We start from the raw sequence: 17,775 nt of genomic DNA, 5'->3' as shown, positions 1-17,775 counted from the left end.
GTGGCATCCATATGTCTTTAGTTGCGGATTGAAGTTCAATTCTATATTTTTTAACTTGTTAACACATTATTTTTTGCCAGGTCCATCATCATTGAGGTTGCATCTTATTGATAAGATTCTACCTATCTTTGCGAGGTTCTCCTTTGGTAGGGAGCAGGCATGCCCGTACGGCAGAGTAAGCTGTGAGCGAAAAGTGGAAGCTCGCAATTAAGTCGCCCCGGCTATTTCTAGTATGGTCGTGTGTTAATCAACGGGAAATAGGCTACCGAGACTCTCCGCTTAGAGGCATGTCCACATTACGTGGGTAGGATCACCCTGCATCTGACTTAGTCATTTCAGACCAGTTGCCATGTGTTTATCTTCCATAACACCGGAGAGTTCATGAAGTTTCATCACAATTCTCCATTATGATAAGACAAAGAATTTATAATTCACGAGGAAGGAACACTCTCCCCACAAGATTGATATCGATAATATTGCAATCAACTTTCACTCTGGCTCGCAGCAATTATGCCCTCTGGGTAAGGCCCGCTGTGAGCGACTTGTGGGAGTGGCGCTCGTATTTTCGATTGTTTTGAAGCGCAGCAGGAAACTAGTAAGACGACATGTGCTTGTTAGGCATTTTTTAAGTACTCCTGCTGAAATTTGTTTGTAAGTTCAATCCTTTTTATCTCGCTTGGGGTAAATAGCAATTGTACAAAACTCTCTTGTGCTGCGTGTAAGTTTCCAGTGTTTTCTATTTTCCCTTCCGACTTCAACTTACCTTCTAATTCATGAATGAGGCGTACCAATTTTTTACCTCTTGATGTCAGTGGTGCCATAAATGATGGCTGCATTTGACGATCATGCCAATCAATCATACAGTCAGAGAAATCAACATCAGCTATATGCTGGTGTACGATGAACTTTATATAATCAAACAGAAAGTTATGTTCTGAGTCGCCCATTCCGACACCAAAAGGTGAATTTTGATTTTCCAGCTCTGTTTCTGCTACAGTCAATGCTACATCCATACTAAAATATAAAGAGCGACAGATATTAGTCAGCCCGGAGCAGAAAAGATTTAAATATGAGACAGGGAACGAGGCGTTTTTACTTTTTGCCCTAATCAAATAGTCAAGAACATCTTCGACCGACATGAAGTCTTGATCTATAACTGCAAACCCTTCAAAGAGTGTTTTAGCACTTGTAGATTGTAAAATATTTGATTTGGGTATCGTAATTCCCTTTGCATCTGTTGGCTTGGCAACTCTTAAAGCTTGGCGAGCATCTTGCCAATAACTTAAATTTGTATCGGGGTTGTGGATAATTATGAGTACAGGCAACGGGAATCTTTCCCAATAAAATCGGTGCTTCTCTTCTGGGTGGAAAAGCCAATCTCCGTTGCTTTCCTTAAAAAAGGAAGGACCTGACTTTATTTGAACAGCGATCAACCTTCCTGTGGCAAACCCCTCAGGACTAACATACTCAATCTGGCCATCAATTCCAACGTCAGCCATTGGATTTTCACGCCAAATCTGGCCCATTTTTGCCATAGCTTCTGCTACAGCATTTACACCTAATCTTTCTTGAGAATTAGTCTGGTTATATTTGGGAAACATAATTTCCTCGATTGCCTAATGACGACTACAGTGGCCGCAGGATCTGGTACGGAATTGCCCTGGAATTTAAGTGACTAGTTTTTCGGTCCGTTGCTTTTTTCAACCGGTTTTACTCAAACCGAGAAAGCACTTCCGACAAATATGTATTCTCTATTCATCAGTTGTTTGAAATTAACTCACTGTAGTTGCTGTTTTTTCTTCAGTAAGTTATAGGATTTTTGGGGAAACTGTAAAGCTATATTAGACAGTGTTTGTCCGCTTTTGGCACTTAGCAGCCGATGAGTCTGCATCGTGCGCAACGTTTGGACTCGATGTAATTATGCCATAGCAATTAATTTGATACCTTTAAACCCATTCTCAATAATACTTCCTCGGTCTGCCGCTGTAACGAAATTTGCCCACCACTGCATCATAGGACGACGTTGCTCAAGATAATCGCTTCGGTTGTACGCACGACGAACCTCATTTTTGTCCACATGGGCAAGTGCCGCTTCAATGACATCAGGTGGCAATCCTTGCTCATTAAGGGCAGTACTGGCTATAGATCGCAGTCCGTGCGAAACGAGCACCCCACCAAAACCTGCGCGTTTCAGCGATGCGTTAACGGTCTGACTGTTCATTGGCTGGTTTGGCTTAATACGGCTGGGAAAAATGAATTCTCGATTACCACTTAACGGTTTCATCATTTCCAGAACAGCGATGGCTTCATCTGACAATGGCACAGTATGGTCACGGTTCATCTTCATGCGTGATGCAGGGATCTTCCATTCTCTTGCTTCCATGTCTACCTCTTCCCAACGGGCTTCAGCCGCTTCGGCAGGGCGGGTGATAGTAAGAAGCTGCCACATGAATAGGCACCGTGTAGAAAGGCTAATGCTGGCCGTGCGCATCGTCTGCATTAACTGAGGCAGCTGATCCGGACGAATACTGGGCATGTTTTTCTTCTGCGGTTTCTCGAATGCTTTGCCAATATTGACGCTGGGAACAGCATCAATCAGCCCCGTGTTCTGGGCATAGATCATGACCTCATTAATGCGCTGACAAAGGCGACGAACAGTTTCCAGTGCTCCTCTGGCCTGAACCGGTTGCACGGCCTGAACCAGGGTATGAGCTTTGATATCTGTAACGCTGACGTCACCAATCGCCGGAAAGACATCTCTTTCCAGAGATCGCCAAATATCCTCTGCATAGTCCTCGGTCACACTGGTTTTCTTCACATTCCACCAACGTTCAGCCACGAGTTGGAAAGTATTGGTTTTGGCTTCAAGCGAACTCCGCAGTAATTCTTGCTGATGTTCCTGAGGATCGATCTGCTTTGCTAAAAGAGAACGAGACTCTGCCCGATAGCTTCGAGCATCGGCAAGCGTAACGGACGGGTAGGAGCCAATGCTCTTTTTCGCTCGCTTTTTGGTGACAGGGCGAATGTAGCGAAACTGCCAAATTTTACTTCCGCTGGATTTGATCAGTAGCTCAAGGCCATCGCCATCATAGAGCACATAGTCCGCTTCCTTGGGTTTGGCAGATTCGATTTCCTTAACGGAGAGAGGTTTAGTTTGTCTTGCCATTGCCGGGTTTCCGTAGTTTTAGGCACCTCAAAAACAATAAAGCTTTATGAGGTGCCTAACAAGGAGCCTAAAAGGTTCGGATTTAATTAGTTAAGTTCGGATTTCGCGGGACAAATTGAAGGCACAAAAAAGCCCGCAGGGCTTGCGCCGTGCGGGCTCTTAGGACTTCATCGGATGACTCTGGTAATCACCGATGGAGAATTTTGGTGGAGCTGGCGGGAGTTGAACCCGCGTCCGAAATTACTACACCGTCGGCACTACATGCTTAGTCCAATCTTTACATTCGCCTGTCAGCTGCGGATGGACACGCCACTAACAAACTAGCCTGATTGGATTTAACGCTTCAACCCCAGGCAGGGCATCCACGCGATCTCTTTTGGGTTTGACCTCTCTTGATCCCCGTCCTAAGAGCGGAGGCTAGGGAGAGAGGACACCTTCAGTTTCTTAGGCTGATTAAGCTGCGAGAGCAGCAGGTGCGAAGTTTTCGTCGTTTGCGACTATTTTTTTGCGGCTTTTTTACGAGGCCTACCGCACCTCGGCATGCACCTAAGGGTTCACAATCCCGTCGAATCCAGAATCAGCCCCAGGAACTAACGATTATAGCAAAAAATTCTGCTGATTCCATCCCTTAGCGGTTGGAATTTTTCATGATTCGCGCTTTATCCAGCTTCCACTCGCGCTCTTTGATGTCATCGCGCTTATCATGTTCTTTCTTACCGCGTGCCACACCAATCTTCAGTTTGGCCCAGGCATTTTTCCAGTAAATCGACAACGCGACCACGGTATAACCTTCACGGTTGACGCGGCCATACAGCGAATCGAGTTCACGCTGCTTCAGCAGCAGTTTGCGGTTGCGGGTTGGGTCGCATACCACATGCGTTGAGGCCACCGCCAGCGGCTGAAAAGTTGCGCCAAACAGATAAGCTTCGCCATCGCGCAGCAAAATGTAGCTGTCGCTGATGTTGGCTTTGCCGGCGCGGAGAGATTTGACTTCCCATCCTTGTAACGACAATCCCGCTTCGAACTCTTCTTCAATGAAGTATTCATGGCGAGCGCGTTTATTGAGGGCAACAGTGGCTGAACCAGGTTTGTGGGCTTTTTTCTTTGTCATAGTGCGGCGTAGTCTACATCACTCAGTCTGTGGACGCATCCCCTGTCCTGCGGGGCGGTAAAAAACGGGTTATTTTAGCACAGCTGGCATACCCGTGAATTTTTGTTTGATAGCCGAAAATGATATTATTTAACGGTTTTGTGATGAACAGGAACCATTATGGCCCAGATTAGTCGTTCCGCGCTGGTCCCCTATAGCGCTGAACAGATGTACCAGCTCGTGAATGATGTGGATTCATATCCAGAATTTCTACCGGGCTGCACCGGCAGTCGGGTGCTGGATAATAGCGGAAACCAGATGACTGCTGCTGTTGATGTCTCCAAAGCAGGCATCAGTAAAACCTTCACGACGCGTAATACCTTAACCAGCAACCAAAGCATTCATATGCAGTTGGTCGATGGTCCCTTTCGCAAGCTGAGCGGCGGATGGCGATTTGTCTCGCTGGGCGATGATGCCTGTAAGGTTGAACTGAGTCTGGATTTTGAATTTACCAATATGTTGGTAGAAATGGCGTTTGGTCGCGTATTTAAAGAGCTGGCCAACAGCATGGTGCAGGCTTTTACCCAGCGCGCCAAAGAGGTTTATCGTGCCTGATATATCGGTTGAGGTGGTTTACGCGCTACCAGAAAAACAGTATCTGCGCACGGTGACGCTGGAAGAAGGGGCAACGGTTGAAGAGGCGATTAAGGCCTCGGGGCTGTTGTCATTGCGCAAAGATATCGATCTGAAAAACAATAAAGTCGGCGTCTACAGTCGTCCGGTGAAGTTGGATGATCTGTTACAGGATGGTGATCGGGTAGAAATCTATCGTCCATTGATTGCCGACCCTAAAGAGATGCGACGCCAGCGGGCAGAACGAGCTGCTGAAAAGAAATAGCGAAATCGCAGAAGCAAAAAAGGCGCTCAGGCGCCTTTTTTGTTGCAACTCATCAGCCTTCACTACCCGTGAGACGTGGTTTGTTGTCGATGTTGGTCAGCACGCCGTTGCTGTCAAATGTCAGCGTCAGAGTTTGCTGTCTTACGCGCTCATGACCCGGCTCTTCACGGAAGATGTAGTACCAGACATTGCTGCCAAAAGGATCGCGCATCATCGGTGTTCCGAGGGTATACGCCACCTGCTGCTGCGTCATGCCAGTGTGAATTTTAGCCACATCGTTGGCGACCAGATAGTTCCCCTGATTGATATCCGGGCGGTACACAACACGCTCAAGAGTGGAACATCCGGCGGTCATCATCAACATTACCACTGCCGCGGCAGTCAGCATTTTACAGCGCATCTATACATTCCTTTTCTGGGGCCAAACGCCTTTTCATCAGGCTGTTTTTTTGCCATCAAATTCTGAACTCTGCCTGCGGCAGGCTTTATTACTCTGGCGACATAAGTTGCCGATGATAATAAACCTTTTCGCTATTTGAAACCTCTACAGAGCAAGCATATGACCACCGGGCCGGAAAAAAGTGCGGTATCAGGCTGCTAAAAGTTCTTTCGCGTTTGCCAGCGTGTTGCGTGTAACTTCACTACCGCCCAGCAAACGCGCCAGTTCTTGCAAACGTGCCCGTTTATCCAGCGGCTGCATGTGCGTTTCGGTCATCGCGCCATCAGTCTCTTTACTGACGAAGAAATGTTGGTGGCCGCAACCAGCCACTTGTGGCAGATGCGTTACACACATCACTTGGGTTGATTCACCCAACTGGCGCAACATCTGGCCGACAACCGCAGCGGTAGGGCCGCTAATGCCGACATCCACTTCGTCGAAAATCATCGCCGGGGTTTCCATTTTCTGCGCGGTGATGACCTGAATAGCCAGCGCGATACGTGACAATTCGCCCCCTGAGGCCACTTTACCCAGCGGTTGCAACGGTTGTCCTGGGTTAGTTGTGACGCGAAAATCGATCCGGCTGGCGCCCTCGGCGGTCAGTTGATCCGGGTTAAACTCCAGTACAATGGCGAATTCACCGTGTGGCATCGCCAGCGTACGCATACTTTGGGTAATTAAATGCGTCAGCTCGCGGGCTGCCCCTTCACGTTGCTGATGCAGCATTTCGGCACTTGCCAGGGCTGCCTGGTGATGAGCGCCAACGGCAGCCTGCAACGTTTCCTGATCGCTTTCCTGCTGCGAGAGTTGCTCTGATTCATCCAACAGTTGTTGATAGAGTACAGGCAACGCTTCGGGTGTAACGTGGTGCTTGCGTGCCAAAGCAATCTGCCGGGACAGGCGTTGTTCCAGTTCGTGCAGGCGATTGGGGTCGAGATCCAGACGATCGCAATAGTGGCGCAGTTCATCACTGGCTTCACTCAATTGAATCGCGGCTTCTTCGAGCAGGTTAAACACACCGCTGACTTTATCATCCAGGCTGACCAACTCGCTCAACATCTGGCGTGCGCTATAAAGCAGGCTTTGCATGTTGGTGTCGTCACTGTCGGCCAAAATTTGCAAGGCCTGTTGGCTGGTGGAAAGCAACTGCCCGCTGTTAGCCAGACGTTTATATTCTTCATCAATTTGCTCGAACTCGCCGGGCTGAGGCGCAAATTCATTGAGTTCTTTCAACTGGTACTGCAACAGTTCGCGCCGTGCTTCACGTTCCTGTGATAACTGTTGATGTTGAGCCAGGGCGCGGCAACTCTGGTGCCAGTGCTGATAATGGACACGCATCTGAGCCAGCACATCGTCGTGTGCGGCGTAGGCATCCAGCAGATGCTTTTGGTGCTCGGGTTTGAGCAGCAACTGGTGAGCATGCTGACCATGAATCTGGATGAGAAGTTGGCCGAGTTCGCGCAGTTGAGAGAGAGGGACCGACGTGCCATTAATAAAACCACGAGAACGGCCATCGGCACTGATCACACGGCGTAATAAACATTCATTGCCATCGTCCAACTGGTTTTCTGCCAGCCAGCGTTGAGCCGAAGGGGAGGCTTTCAGTTGAAAGCGCGCGCAAATATCTGCGCGACTCGCCCCCTGGCGTACCATATCTGCTTCAGCACGGCCACCGAGGCACAGACCAAGTGCATCAATAGCGATAGATTTTCCTGCGCCGGTTTCACCGGTGATCGCCGTCATGCCACGATGAAAATCGATTTCCAGTTCACGAACGATAGCAAAATTACTGATGGTCAGTTGTGCCAGCATACATTCACCTGTATAGAAAAACAGACATGGTTTTTCATACAGTATAAACTGGTTTTTTATCCAGTAAAGTGGTGATGGGTGATTTTCAGAACAATTTTTTTGACCAGCCGAGTTTTGAGCTTAATGTGTTGAAGTAATTGTAATTTTTGGGGTGGATTAGATTGAGGTGATTGGCACTGCGCCGAATCAATACGTCCTCCCCTTCTTGAATCGGTAGCGCAATTTGGCTGTCGCAACTGATCTCCAGGTCGCTGCGTAAGGAAGAGAAACGCAGGCGGATGGTGCTACTGCTGTTGATCACTAAAGGACGTGCCGACAAGGTATGTGGAAACATTGGCACCAGGACAATCGCTTCCAGCGAAGGCGTAAGAATCGGGCCGCCAGCGGAGAGCGAATAGGCTGTTGAACCCGTGGGGGTTGAAATGATCAGGCCATCGGAACGTTGTGAAAAGGCAAATACTTCATCGATATAAACTTCAAATTCGATCATATGTGCCACTTTTCCCGGATGCAGCACCACTTCGTTGATGGCACTGCCAATACGCGGGGAGCAATCTTCTTTGCATACCTGCGCCTCCAGTAAGAAACGGCTTTCGATGAAATAGTCACCTTCCAGGACATCGTCCAACTGCTGTTGCGCGTTGTCAGGATCAAGGTCGGTCAAAAAACCGAGATTTCCGCGGTTAATGCCAATCACTTTGATGTCATAACGCGCCAGCACGCGTGCAGCGCCAAGCATATTACCATCGCCACCGACAACAACGGCCAGATCGGCGCGTTGGCCAATTTCCGCCAGTGAACCGGTCTGTACATCTTTTAGCGAAAGTTCGCGTGCAATTTGCTGCTCGACAATCACCTCATAGCCTTTTGCCGTCAGCCAGCGCCAGAGCATTTCATGGGTGGTTAACGCAGTAGGATGACGCGGATGGCCAACAATCCCAATGCAGTTAAAGTGTTTATTCATTTGAGCTGGTGTTCCTCATAAGCCAAAACGGCCAGGCAATGTGATGGGTTCTCTTGAAACCGTCAAACTGATCCCCATAATAAGCGAACAGCGAGATGAATGTGCAAAACGCGGAGAAATTCATGAGTAGTAAAGAACAGAACACCCCAAACGAGCAAGTCTCAGACGAAATTCAACAGGATCAACAGCACGCGGACGCAGAGACAGCAACTGAGGTGGATCCGCGTGATGAACGTATTGCGCAACTGGAGGCTGAATTGGCTCAGTCGCAGTCTGGCGTGCGTGATGCGCAACTGCGTGCGCAGGCGGAGATTGAAAATATCCGTCGTCGTACTGAAATGGATGTGGAAAAAGCGCACAAATTTGCGCTGGAAAAATTTGCCAACGAGCTGCTGCCGGTGATTGATAGCCTGGAGCGTGCGCTGGAAGTGGCAGACAAAGAGAATTCTGAGCTGGCATCAATGATTGAAGGCATCGAACTGACGCTGAAATCACTGCTGGGTGCGGTGCGTAAATTTGGTGTCGAAGTGGTAGGTGAAACCAACGTACCATTCAACCCGGATGTACATCAGGCGATGTCGATGATGGAATCTGAAGAGGTTGCACCGAATCACGTCATGATGGTGATGCAGCGAGGCTACACCCTGAACGGTCGCCTGCTGCGCCCGGCAATGGTTGCTGTGGCAAAAGCGAAAAGCTGATTTCTCGCACAATAGTTAACGGCCGCCTGACGCGGCCGTTTTTGTTTTACGGTAACACTGGTGTCCAGTCGATGGGTGTTTGTCCTGCCTGGCTGAGCAATGCATTGGCTTGTGAAAAGTGCTTGCTGCCGAAAAAACCGCGATGCGCGGAGAGTGGCGAGGGATGCGGTGCTTTCAACACATGATGGCGCTGACGATCGATGATGCTTCCTTTCTTCTGCGCATGTGACCCCCACAGAAGAAAAATCACCCCTTCACGATGCTGATTGATAGCGCTAATGACATTGTCGGTAAAGGTCTCCCAACCAAAGCGGGCATGGGAGTGCGCCTGACCCGCCTGCACCGTTAGCACGGTATTTAATAACATCACCCCTTGTTTTGCCCAGCTTTCCAGAAAGCCGTGCTGTGGGCGTATAAAGCCGGGAATATCCTGTTCCAGCTCTTTGTACATGTTCAACAACGAAGGGGGAATGGCGACGCCGGGCAGCACTGAAAAAGCCAGTCCGTGCGCCTGATTAGGGCCGTGGTAAGGATCCTGGCCCAATATCACGACTTTAACATCACCCAATTCGGTCAGTCGAAAGGCGTTAAAGACATCTTTTTGCGGCGGATAGACAGTGACGCCCGCAGCACGCTCGTTGGCGACCGCTTTCAGCGTCTCAACAAAATAAGGTTTCTGTTTCTCTTCAGCCAGCACATCGTGCCAGGTCAGCTTCTCGCTCATTATTGACTCCCTGCCAAAAAAATTGCGCTTAGCTTAACCCGTCCTGGCAGGGAGCAGAAGGTTAAAAAAATTTGAGAATTTACAAAAAAAATTTAAACGAGAAAATTATTTCAAATCAATTTATTAGGTGTCGAGGCCGAGAATCTGGCTGGATGAAATTGATGCAGGTCAAAACGGCTGGATTGTTGCAGTGCTATACCTGAGCATCACAAAATTTCGATAACCACGCTGTTCGCCTGCGGCAGCGCCAGGCTCAGGAGGCCATCTATGATTACCGGTATTCAAATTACTAAAACCAATAACCCGCAACTGCTGAACTCTTTCTGGTTGCTGGATGATGAAAAATCCGAAGCGCGCTGCCTGTGTGCAAAAGGCGATTTTGCAGAAGATCAGGTTGTTGCTATCAGCGATTTGGGTGAAATCGCTTACCGCGAAATTCCGCTGGAGCAAAAACCGGTGGTGCGTATTGAAGGTGGTCAGCATCTGAACGTTAACGTCCTGCGCCGTGAAACTCTGGAAGATGCCGTGAAACATCCGGAGAATTACCCGCAGCTGACCATTCGCGTATCAGGCTATGCGGTGCGTTTTAATGCCCTGACACCAGAACAACAACGTGATGTGATCACCCGCACTTTCACCGAAAGCCTGTAATTCGGCTTTTTGTACCACTGACGAAAAGACACACAGTAATAAAGGCCGTGCTGGTGCATACCGGTGCGGCCTTTTCATTTTGGTCAGCGAGTCAGATGGCTTAGTTCATCGAGCCTGAGTAAAGAAGTAGAGTGAAGTGTCTGTTTTGGGCAGTCAAAAATAAAAAAACCGCCTCAAATGAGGCGGCATTTTCGTCAGGGTGCTGATTTATTCCGCACTCTGTCCCGATGTCCCGGAGCCGCTCGGTTTGCGGCGTTTACCGATATTTTTAGTATCGCGGTGACGTTTCTTCACACGCGGTTTCTCGGCTTCTTTCTCTTTCTGCTCCTGACGCTTCGCAAGCACTTTTTTCGACGGTTTACCGGTGACTTTTGCGCTTGGTGCGCGCGATTCTGGGCGCAGCTCATCGATGGTACGAGGTTTCAACGGCTCATTAATATAGCGGCTGATCTTACCCAGCAACACATGGTCATGCGCTTCAACCAGTGACAGCGCGGTTCCTTTGCGTCCGGCGCGTGCGGTGCGTCCGATACGGTGCAGATAGGTATCCGCAGTACGCGGCATGTCGTAGTTGAAGACATGGCTGACGTCTTCGATATCAATCCCGCGTGCAGCAACGTCGGTCGCTACCAGCACGTTAACGCGACCATCATTCAGACGCTTCAGCGCTTCGTTACGCTTAGCCTGCACCATTTCGCCTTCGAGATAGCTACAGCGAATGCCAGCTTCATGCAGCCAGGTCACCAACTCATGCAGGCGTTCACGCTTACGTACAAACACAATCGAGCGCGTCACTTCCGGCTGCTTCAGCAGGTGCACCAGCAATTTAGTTTTATGCTCAACATCGTCGGCACGGTAATACCATTGCTGAATTTTCTTACGCTCACGCTGGCTGGGATCGGCATCAACCGATACCGGGTCGTTCAGCAGACGCTCAGCAAAATCTTTAATGCTGTCGCCTTCCAGTGTGGCGGAGAACAGCATCGTCTGTTTACGCCAGCGGGTTTCACCCGCGATAGTTTCAATATCCTGGGCAAAGCCCATGTCCAGCATGCGATCAGCTTCGTCCAGGATTAGCGTTTCTACTGCACGGCAATCAAAGTTCTCTTCTTTGATGTATTGCAGCAGACGACCAGTGGTCGCGACTACGATGTCCTGATTTTCGCTGAATACCTCAGCGTGGTTCATATAGGCAACGCCGCCGGTGATGGTGGCGATATCCAGATGCGTGTGTTTCGCTAACTCACGCGCGTGGTCGGCAACCTGCATCGCCAGTTCACGCGTGGGCGTTAAAATTAAAATGCGCGGCGGGCCTGATTTTTTACGTGGAAAATCGATCAGGTGCTGCATAGCCGGCAGCAGATAGGCTGCGGTTTTCCCCGTTCCGGTCGGCGCTGAACCCAGTACGTCACGGCCCTCCAGAGCGGCAGGGATGGCCTCAGCCTGGATGGCTGTTGGGCGCGTGAAGCCTTTTTCCTGCAGGGCATCCAGCAGGCTTTCGTCGAGTTCGAGTTCGGAGAATGTGGTTACGGTCATGGTCTACCTCAGTTTGGGGCGCTGATTATAGACAGAACAAACATAATCTTCATCTGTTTGTGTGCCAACTCGCCATGCCAGGAGATGTTTTCCCTGCTCTGTCACGTTACACTGAAGCTCTGCCATTGGGCAGGATTTGTTGAGTGGTTGCAGAGAATGACAAAAACGACGCCGCATCCGCGGCCTCAGTTACAAAAAAATGGTTTTACGTTTAAGCGATTTTTTATTGCCCACGATCGCTGTGCAATGAAAGTTGGCACCGACGGTATTTTGTTAGGCGCATGGGCACCGGTGGCGGGTGTGCGACGCGTGCTGGATATTGGTAGCGGTAGCGGCCTGATAGCCTTAATGATTGCGCAGCGAACGCCGGATGATGTGCAGATAGATGCAGTTGAGCTGGATGCTGATGCAGCACAACAGGCGCAGGAGAATGTGCAGGCCTCCCCCTGGCCATCGCGGGTAACAACCCATCAGGCAGATATCGTGCAATGGGCCGATGCTTGTGAACAGCGCTATTCCCTGATCGTTAGCAACCCACCTTATTTTGCTCCCGGTGTGGCCTGTGCCACGCCGCAGCGTGCGACCGCGCGTTCGACCGACACCCTGGATCATCATACTTTGTTGCGCTGTGCCGCCCAGTTAATAGAAGAAGAAGGCTTCTTTTGCGTGGTGCTGCCAGAATCACTGGGCCAAAGTATGATTGAACAGGCGCAGCAAGATGGCTGGCATCTGCGTTTTCGTTATGACGTTGCCGAGTATGCTCAACGCCCGCCTCATCGCGTGCTATTGGGTTTTTCCCCCTGCATGGGAGAACAACTGATAGAGCGGTTGGCGATACGCGATGAAAACACCCAATACTCGGAAGACTGGTGCAGCCTGACGCGTGATTTCTACCTGTTCATGTAGTGAGGCGGAGCCAATACCGTAGGAACCGCATCCGGCAGCAAATCCGGATAGTCCGGCGTATAGTGCAGGCCTCGACTTTCTTTACGCTCCAGCGCACAACGCACCATCAATTCAGCAACCTGCACCAGATTACGTAACTCCAGCAGGTTGTTGGACAGGCGAAAATTCGCGTAGTACTCGTCTATCTCCTGTTGGAGTAAGTTGATACGACGTAATGCGCGCTCCAGCCGTTTGGTGGTGCGCACAATGCCCATGTAATCCCACATAAACAGCCGCAACTCGTGCCAGTTATGTTGAATCACCACGCGCTCATCGGCGTCATCCACGCGGCTTTCATCCCAGGCAGGCAGGTGATTAACCTGTTCTGTACCGGGTAGCCGGCGGATCACATCTTCGGCGGCTGACCAGCCATAGACCAGGCATTCCAGCAACGAATTCGAAGCCATGCGATTGGCACCATGCAGGCCGGTATAGCTCACCTCACCAATCGCATACAGGCCATCGATATCAGTACGCCCTTGCTGATCAACCATCACACCGCCGCAGGTATAGTGAGCAGCCGGAACGATCGGGATCGGCTCTTTGGTCAAATCGAGGCCGAAAGTCAGCAATTTTTCATAGATCATCGGGAAATGCGCGCGAATGAAACTGGCCGGCTGATGGCTGATGTCGAGATACATACAGTCCACGCCAAGACGTTTCATCTCATGGTCAATGGCTCGCGCTACGATATCGCGCGGTGCCAGTTCGGCACGGGGATCAAAGTCAGGCATAAAGCGCGTGCCATCCGGGCGCAGTAGCCATGCCCCTTCGCCTCGTAATGCTTCAGTTAACAGGAAATTTTGTGCCTGTGGATGGAACAGACAGGTGGGGTGGAATTGATTGAATTCCAGATTCGCTACCCGACAACCCGCACGCCAGGCCATAGCAATGCCATCGCCGGATGCGACATCCGGGTTGGTGGTGTATTGATACACTTTGGCGGCCCCGCCGGTTGCGAGGATCACCGCGCGCGCCCGGCAGGTTTCAACCTGCTCACGGTTACGGTTCCAGATCCAGGCCCCAACAACCCGACGAGGTCCGGGTACGCCGATTTTATCGGAAAGAATCAGGTCAACAGCATTGGTACGTTCAAGAATGCGGATGTTGGGATGACTGAGGGCCTGGCTAACCAGCGTGGTTTCCACCACGCGACCGGTGGCGTCAGCGCTGTGCAAAATGCGACGATGGCTGTGGCCTCCCTCGCGTGTCAGGTGGTAGCGAGCTTCACCATCAGCTTGCGGTTCTTTGTCGAAGGCTACGCCATTATCAATCAACCATTGCACGCAGTCGCGTGCGTTACTGGCGATAAAATTGACGGTAGCACGATCGCATAACCCCGCTCCGGCAATCAGCGTATCCTCCACATGCGATTCAATGCTGTCGGTTTCATCGAACACCGCTGCGATGCCGCCTTGTGCGTAGAGCGTTGAACCTTCATTCACCTGCGCTTTACTCAGGACCGTAACCTGATAATGCGGCGCCAGGCGCAGCGCCAGTGACAGGCCAGCAGCGCCGCTGCCGACGATAAGTACGTCGCACTGATAATCGGATTGGGAAGTCATGATGTTTAATTTACTAAACAAAAGGTGTTCAGAGCATAAGCCCGGATGCCAACTCTGTGAAGTATTTTAAACAGGCTTTGTCGAGGAATTCGGCGTTTCCCGGCGATAATTGCGCGATTTCAGTAAGTTATGTCTGAAAATAACCTTTACGTGTTTTTTATACCAAACTTACTGAAAATTCAGGTAATAAAGATGAAAATCGTGGCGTCATAGGTTACTCTGCCAGCGATTATCGGTGCCGGAAATGAGGCTGCCAGCGCGGCAAATCGCTACACTGAAAGACAATCAACAACAACAGCGTCTGGGTTCCTATACGGAAAATTTTCAGGTCGTGGTGAACTTCATGCCAGAATATGACTCTAAGCGCATGCTTGCTCAGAACAATGAGATGTGCTGGCAGTTCATTTACGCATAAAAAAAGAGTTTGGGGAGACATTACCTCGGATGAGCGAGCAGTTAACGGATCAGGTTCTCGTTGAACGGGTTCAGAAGGGAGATCAAAAGTCATTTAACTTACTGGTGATTCGATACCAGCATAAAGTGGCGAGCCTGGTTTCACGTTATGTCCCATCGGGCGATGTGCCAGATGTGGTACAGGAGTCTTTTATTAAAGCGTATCGCGCACTGGAATCATTCCGTGGCGACAGCGCATTTTACACATGGCTGTACCGTATTGCGGTGAACACAGCAAAAAATTATCTGGTGGCTCAGGGGCGCCGTCCGCCGTCGAGTGATGTTGACGCAATTGATGCGGAAAACTTCGAAAGTGCGGGTGCATTAAAAGAAATTTCGAACCCTGAGAACTTAATGTTGTCTGACGAACTGAAACAAATTGTTTTTCGTACCATTGAGGCGCTTCCTGAGGATCTTCGTATGGCAATCACCCTCAGAGAACTGGATGGGTTAAGCTACGAAGAGATTGCCGCCATCATGGATTGCCCGGTCGGTACAGTACGTTCTCGTATCTTCCGTGCGCGAGAGGCTATTGATAACAAAGTTCAACCGCTTATCCAACGTCAGTGATAACGGCTACTGGAAGGGTACCAAAGCATGCAGAAAGAAAAACTTTCCGCTTTAATGGATGGTGAAACTTTAGATAACGAGCTGCTGGCGTCGTTATCAAGGGATGTGAATCTGCAAAAAAGCTGGGAAAGCTACCATCTAATCCGCGACACCCTGCGGGGCGATGTGGGTGAAGTGCTGCATTTTGATATCTCCGCGCGCGTGGCGGCAGCCATCGAAAATGAACCGGTGCGTAAAGTGACTTCGATGATTCCGGAAGCACAACCCGAACCGGTGCGCTGGAAGAAAATGCCGTTCTGGCGTAAGTCCGGTTCCTGGACTGCGCAGCTGGCGCAGGTTGGCGTAGCAGCCTGTGTATCGTTGGCGGTGATTGTCGGTGTTCAGCACTACAATCAGCCTGCGGGTAGCAACGCAACCGAATCGTCTGATTCGCCAGTGTTTAATACGCTGCCGATGATGGGCAAGGCTTCACCGGTTAGTCTGGGTGTGCCGTCTGATGCGTTTGATACCAACAGTTCAAACCAGCAGGTGCAGGAACAGCGTCGTCGTATCAACGCGATGCTGCAAGATTATGAGCTGCAACGTCGTCTGCATGCCGATCAGGTTCAGTTTGAGAAGAACGATCCGCAACAGGCGCAAGCGAATGTTCCCGGTAATCAGTCGTTAGGAATTCAGCAGCAGTAATGAAGCAGCTTTGGTGTGCCGTTAGCCTGCTGGCAGGCAGCCTGCTTTATACATCTACCGCCCCGGCGCAGACTTCTGCGTCCGGGGCGTTGTTACAGCAGATGGAGCAAGCAAGCCAGTCCCTCAATTATGAATTCGCTTACATCAATGTCTCCCGGCTTGGCATAGAGTCCTTGCGTTATCGCCATGCGGTTATCGACAATCGTATCTTTGCTCAATTGTTGCAGATGGACGGGCCACGTCGTGAGGTGATTCAGCGTGGTAACGATATCAGCTACTTTGAACCCGGCCTTGATCCGTTCTCCTTGCCCGGCAACCATATTGTGGATGCCCTGCCGCCGTTGATGTTTGCCGACTTCTCACGCCTGAGCGATGCCTACGATTTCATTCCCGTTGGTCGGTCACGCATCGCTGATCAGTTGTGTGAGGTGGTACGCATCGTCTCACGCGACGGTTCGCGCTACAGCTATGTGGTGTGGCTGGATGTTGATACCAAGCTGCCGTTACGCATTGACCTGCTGGATCGTGATGGCGAGACGCTGGAACAGTTCCGGGTTATCAGTTTTGCCGTTGATGAAGGTGTGCGTAATCTGATGCAGGGGCTGGAGAAAGCAAATCTGCCGCCAACATTATCATTACCGGCGGGCGATAAAGTGCAGCTCAACTGGCAGCCAACATGGCTTCCGGCAGGAATGACCCTCATCTCTCAGAGTCGCCGAGATATCCCGGCGCTGAATAAAACCGTTGAATCCCGCCTCTACAGCGATGGCCTGTTTAGTTTTGCGATTAACATTACTCCCGCAGATAAAAACAGCGTGGCGCAGACATTGCGCACTGGGCGTCGTACGGTGCAGACTGAAGTGCGCAATAATAACGAGATTACCGTGGTGGGTGAGATTCCACCGACCACAGCAAAACGTATTGCGGACAGCATTGATTCGGGATCAGCAAAATGATGAGAGAATGGGCCACTGTGGTGGCGTGGAAAGAGGGTATCGCGACGCTACATACCGAAGCGAAAACCTCCTGCAACAGTTGCTCGGCGCGTAAAGGTTGCGGCAGCCATATGCTGAATAAGCTGGGGCCGAAAAATGCGCATGTGATGGAGATCGTCAGTCCCGAACCGTTGCAGCCAGGTCAGCGTATCGAATTGGGGATTCGCGAAAGCAGTTTGTTAGGCTCAGCACTGTTGGTTTATATGACGCCGCTGTTTGGCCTGTTTTTGGTCGCAGGTCTGTTTCAGATGCTGTTCCATAGCGATCTGGCTTCCGCCTGTGGCGCGCTGTTGGGTGGAGTGGGTGGCTTTATTGTGGCAAAAGGCGTTTCATTGGTGTTTGGTGAGCGTGAGGCTTTTCAGCCGGTAATCCTCAATATTGCTTTGCCTCCTGATGCCATGCGGGTTGAAACTGAAGTTTGATACTTGCCGGGCCGCGTCGAACGCGGCCTTTTTCACGGCGTTTAGCCGCTGAAATCTGTTGCGATTCCCCGCAGTTCCATTCTTTAACGCAAGGCGTTAACAGTGTAATATGCGTCGTCATTAATGAGGCTGACAGGTTTCCAGGTAAAACTCCATTTCC

Annotated in this window: 18 protein-coding genes and 1 other RNA gene; 9 read left to right on the top strand and 10 right to left on the bottom strand. The window is 50.4% G+C overall.

Translation table 11 applies throughout. From position 1 onward, the window contains the following. Positions 1-614: 614 nt before the first annotated feature. The 4 genes from AC6I8T_RS15845 to smpB all read right to left on the bottom strand — a co-directional run bounded on the left by AC6I8T_RS15845 (position 615) and on the right by smpB (position 4,277). Positions 615-1,601: a DUF4365 domain-containing protein gene (locus tag AC6I8T_RS15845; protein ID WP_497834112.1), complete on the bottom strand. Its 987-nt coding sequence runs from the start codon at positions 1,599-1,601 to the stop codon at positions 615-617. Positions 1,602-1,918: 317 nt separating this feature from the next. Further along, complete coding sequence (locus AC6I8T_RS15840; RefSeq protein WP_497834111.1) at positions 1,919-3,166, bottom strand: integrase; 1,248 nt, start codon at positions 3,164-3,166, stop codon at positions 1,919-1,921. 204 nt (positions 3,167-3,370) lie between these two features. Next, positions 3,371-3,751: a transfer-messenger RNA gene (gene ssrA / locus AC6I8T_RS15835) on the bottom strand. Between the two features lie 43 nt (positions 3,752-3,794). Beyond that, a complete protein-coding gene (gene smpB / locus AC6I8T_RS15830; RefSeq protein ID WP_021184401.1) occupies positions 3,795-4,277 on the bottom strand; it encodes an SsrA-binding protein SmpB in 483 nt (160 codons plus the stop codon). A gap of 159 nt (positions 4,278-4,436) precedes the next feature. Here smpB and AC6I8T_RS15825 point away from each other — a divergent pair, with 159 nt between their 5' ends. Both AC6I8T_RS15825 and AC6I8T_RS15820 read left to right on the top strand, forming a co-directional pair. Further along, a complete protein-coding gene (locus tag AC6I8T_RS15825; RefSeq protein WP_013510141.1) occupies positions 4,437-4,871 on the top strand; it encodes a type II toxin-antitoxin system RatA family toxin in 435 nt (144 codons plus the stop codon). After that, a complete protein-coding gene (locus AC6I8T_RS15820; protein ID WP_497834110.1) occupies positions 4,864-5,154 on the top strand; it encodes an RnfH family protein in 291 nt (96 codons plus the stop codon). Before AC6I8T_RS15825 ends, AC6I8T_RS15820 begins: the two co-directional genes overlap by 8 nt. 52 nt (positions 5,155-5,206) lie before the next feature. Here the strand turns inward: AC6I8T_RS15820 and bamE are convergent, their stop codons facing one another. From bamE to nadK, 3 genes are all read right to left on the bottom strand, one after another. Further along, the gene (bamE, locus tag AC6I8T_RS15815) at positions 5,207-5,554 is read right to left on the bottom strand and encodes an outer membrane protein assembly factor BamE (RefSeq protein WP_021184399.1); all 348 of its coding nucleotides are present in this window, start codon (positions 5,552-5,554) and stop codon (positions 5,207-5,209) included. 189 nt (positions 5,555-5,743) lie between these two features. Then, positions 5,744-7,405 carry a DNA repair protein RecN gene (recN, locus tag AC6I8T_RS15810; RefSeq protein ID WP_497834109.1) on the bottom strand — a complete coding sequence of 554 codons (1,662 nt, stop codon included), beginning with the start codon at positions 7,403-7,405 and terminating at the stop codon, positions 5,744-5,746. Between the two features lie 85 nt (positions 7,406-7,490). Beyond that, positions 7,491-8,369: an NAD(+) kinase gene (gene nadK / locus AC6I8T_RS15805; protein WP_021184397.1), complete on the bottom strand. Its 879-nt coding sequence runs from the start codon at positions 8,367-8,369 to the stop codon at positions 7,491-7,493. A 122-nt stretch (positions 8,370-8,491) separates the two neighbouring features. On the opposite strand from nadK, the gene grpE reads away from it, so the two are divergent. Next, positions 8,492-9,070, top strand: coding sequence for a nucleotide exchange factor GrpE (gene grpE, locus AC6I8T_RS15800; protein ID WP_208723784.1), 579 nt, complete (start codon positions 8,492-8,494; stop codon positions 9,068-9,070). A 46-nt stretch (positions 9,071-9,116) separates the two neighbouring features. Here grpE and ung read toward each other — a convergent pair whose 3' ends face one another. Next, positions 9,117-9,794 (bottom strand): uracil-DNA glycosylase, encoded by a 678-nt coding sequence (gene ung, locus AC6I8T_RS15795; RefSeq protein WP_208723785.1) that lies wholly within the window; start codon positions 9,792-9,794, stop codon positions 9,117-9,119. A 267-nt stretch (positions 9,795-10,061) separates the two neighbouring features. Here ung and grcA point away from each other — a divergent pair, with 267 nt between their 5' ends. Further along, on the top strand, positions 10,062-10,445 hold the full coding sequence (gene grcA, locus AC6I8T_RS15790) for an autonomous glycyl radical cofactor GrcA (RefSeq protein ID WP_208723786.1): 384 nt from the start codon (positions 10,062-10,064) through the stop codon (positions 10,443-10,445). Positions 10,446-10,652: 207 nt separating this feature from the next. On the opposite strand, the gene srmB is transcribed toward grcA, so the two are convergent. Continuing rightward, positions 10,653-11,981, bottom strand: coding sequence for an ATP-dependent RNA helicase SrmB (srmB, locus tag AC6I8T_RS15785; protein WP_021184393.1), 1,329 nt, complete (start codon positions 11,979-11,981; stop codon positions 10,653-10,655). Positions 11,982-12,137: 156 nt separating this feature from the next. On the opposite strand from srmB, the gene trmN reads away from it, so the two are divergent. After that, positions 12,138-12,887: a tRNA(1)(Val) (adenine(37)-N(6))-methyltransferase TrmN gene (trmN, locus tag AC6I8T_RS15780; protein ID WP_497834108.1), complete on the top strand. Its 750-nt coding sequence runs from the start codon at positions 12,138-12,140 to the stop codon at positions 12,885-12,887. Here the strand turns inward: trmN and nadB are convergent. Then, complete coding sequence (gene nadB / locus AC6I8T_RS15775) at positions 12,872-14,491, bottom strand: L-aspartate oxidase (protein ID WP_497834107.1); 1,620 nt, start codon at positions 14,489-14,491, stop codon at positions 12,872-12,874. The two genes, trmN and nadB, sit on opposite strands and share 16 nt — an antisense overlap. Positions 14,492-14,935: 444 nt before the next feature. On the opposite strand from nadB, the gene rpoE reads away from it, so the two are divergent. The 4 genes from rpoE to rseC are packed head-to-tail and all read left to right on the top strand — an operon-like array spanning position 14,936 to position 17,615. Then, positions 14,936-15,514 (top strand): RNA polymerase sigma factor RpoE, encoded by a 579-nt coding sequence (rpoE, locus tag AC6I8T_RS15770; RefSeq protein ID WP_010617748.1) that lies wholly within the window; start codon positions 14,936-14,938, stop codon positions 15,512-15,514. Positions 15,515-15,541: 27 nt separating this feature from the next. Next, a complete protein-coding gene (rseA, locus tag AC6I8T_RS15765; protein ID WP_208723789.1) occupies positions 15,542-16,198 on the top strand; it encodes an anti-sigma-E factor RseA in 657 nt (218 codons plus the stop codon). Next, a complete protein-coding gene (rseB, locus tag AC6I8T_RS15760; protein WP_021184388.1) occupies positions 16,198-17,154 on the top strand; it encodes a sigma-E factor regulatory protein RseB in 957 nt (318 codons plus the stop codon). Before rseA ends, rseB begins: the two co-directional genes overlap by 1 nt. Further along, positions 17,151-17,615: a SoxR-reducing system protein RseC gene (gene rseC / locus AC6I8T_RS15755; RefSeq protein WP_497834106.1), complete on the top strand. Its 465-nt coding sequence runs from the start codon at positions 17,151-17,153 to the stop codon at positions 17,613-17,615. The genes rseB and rseC overlap by 4 nt, the downstream gene beginning before the upstream one ends. Positions 17,616-17,775 lie beyond the last annotated feature (160 nt).

This window comes from Pantoea sp. X-Soil-OKNW-556, from assembly GCF_059730695.1.
The sequence above is the reverse complement of the archived record's forward strand: the minus strand, read 5'-3'. Positions and strand labels throughout refer to the sequence as shown.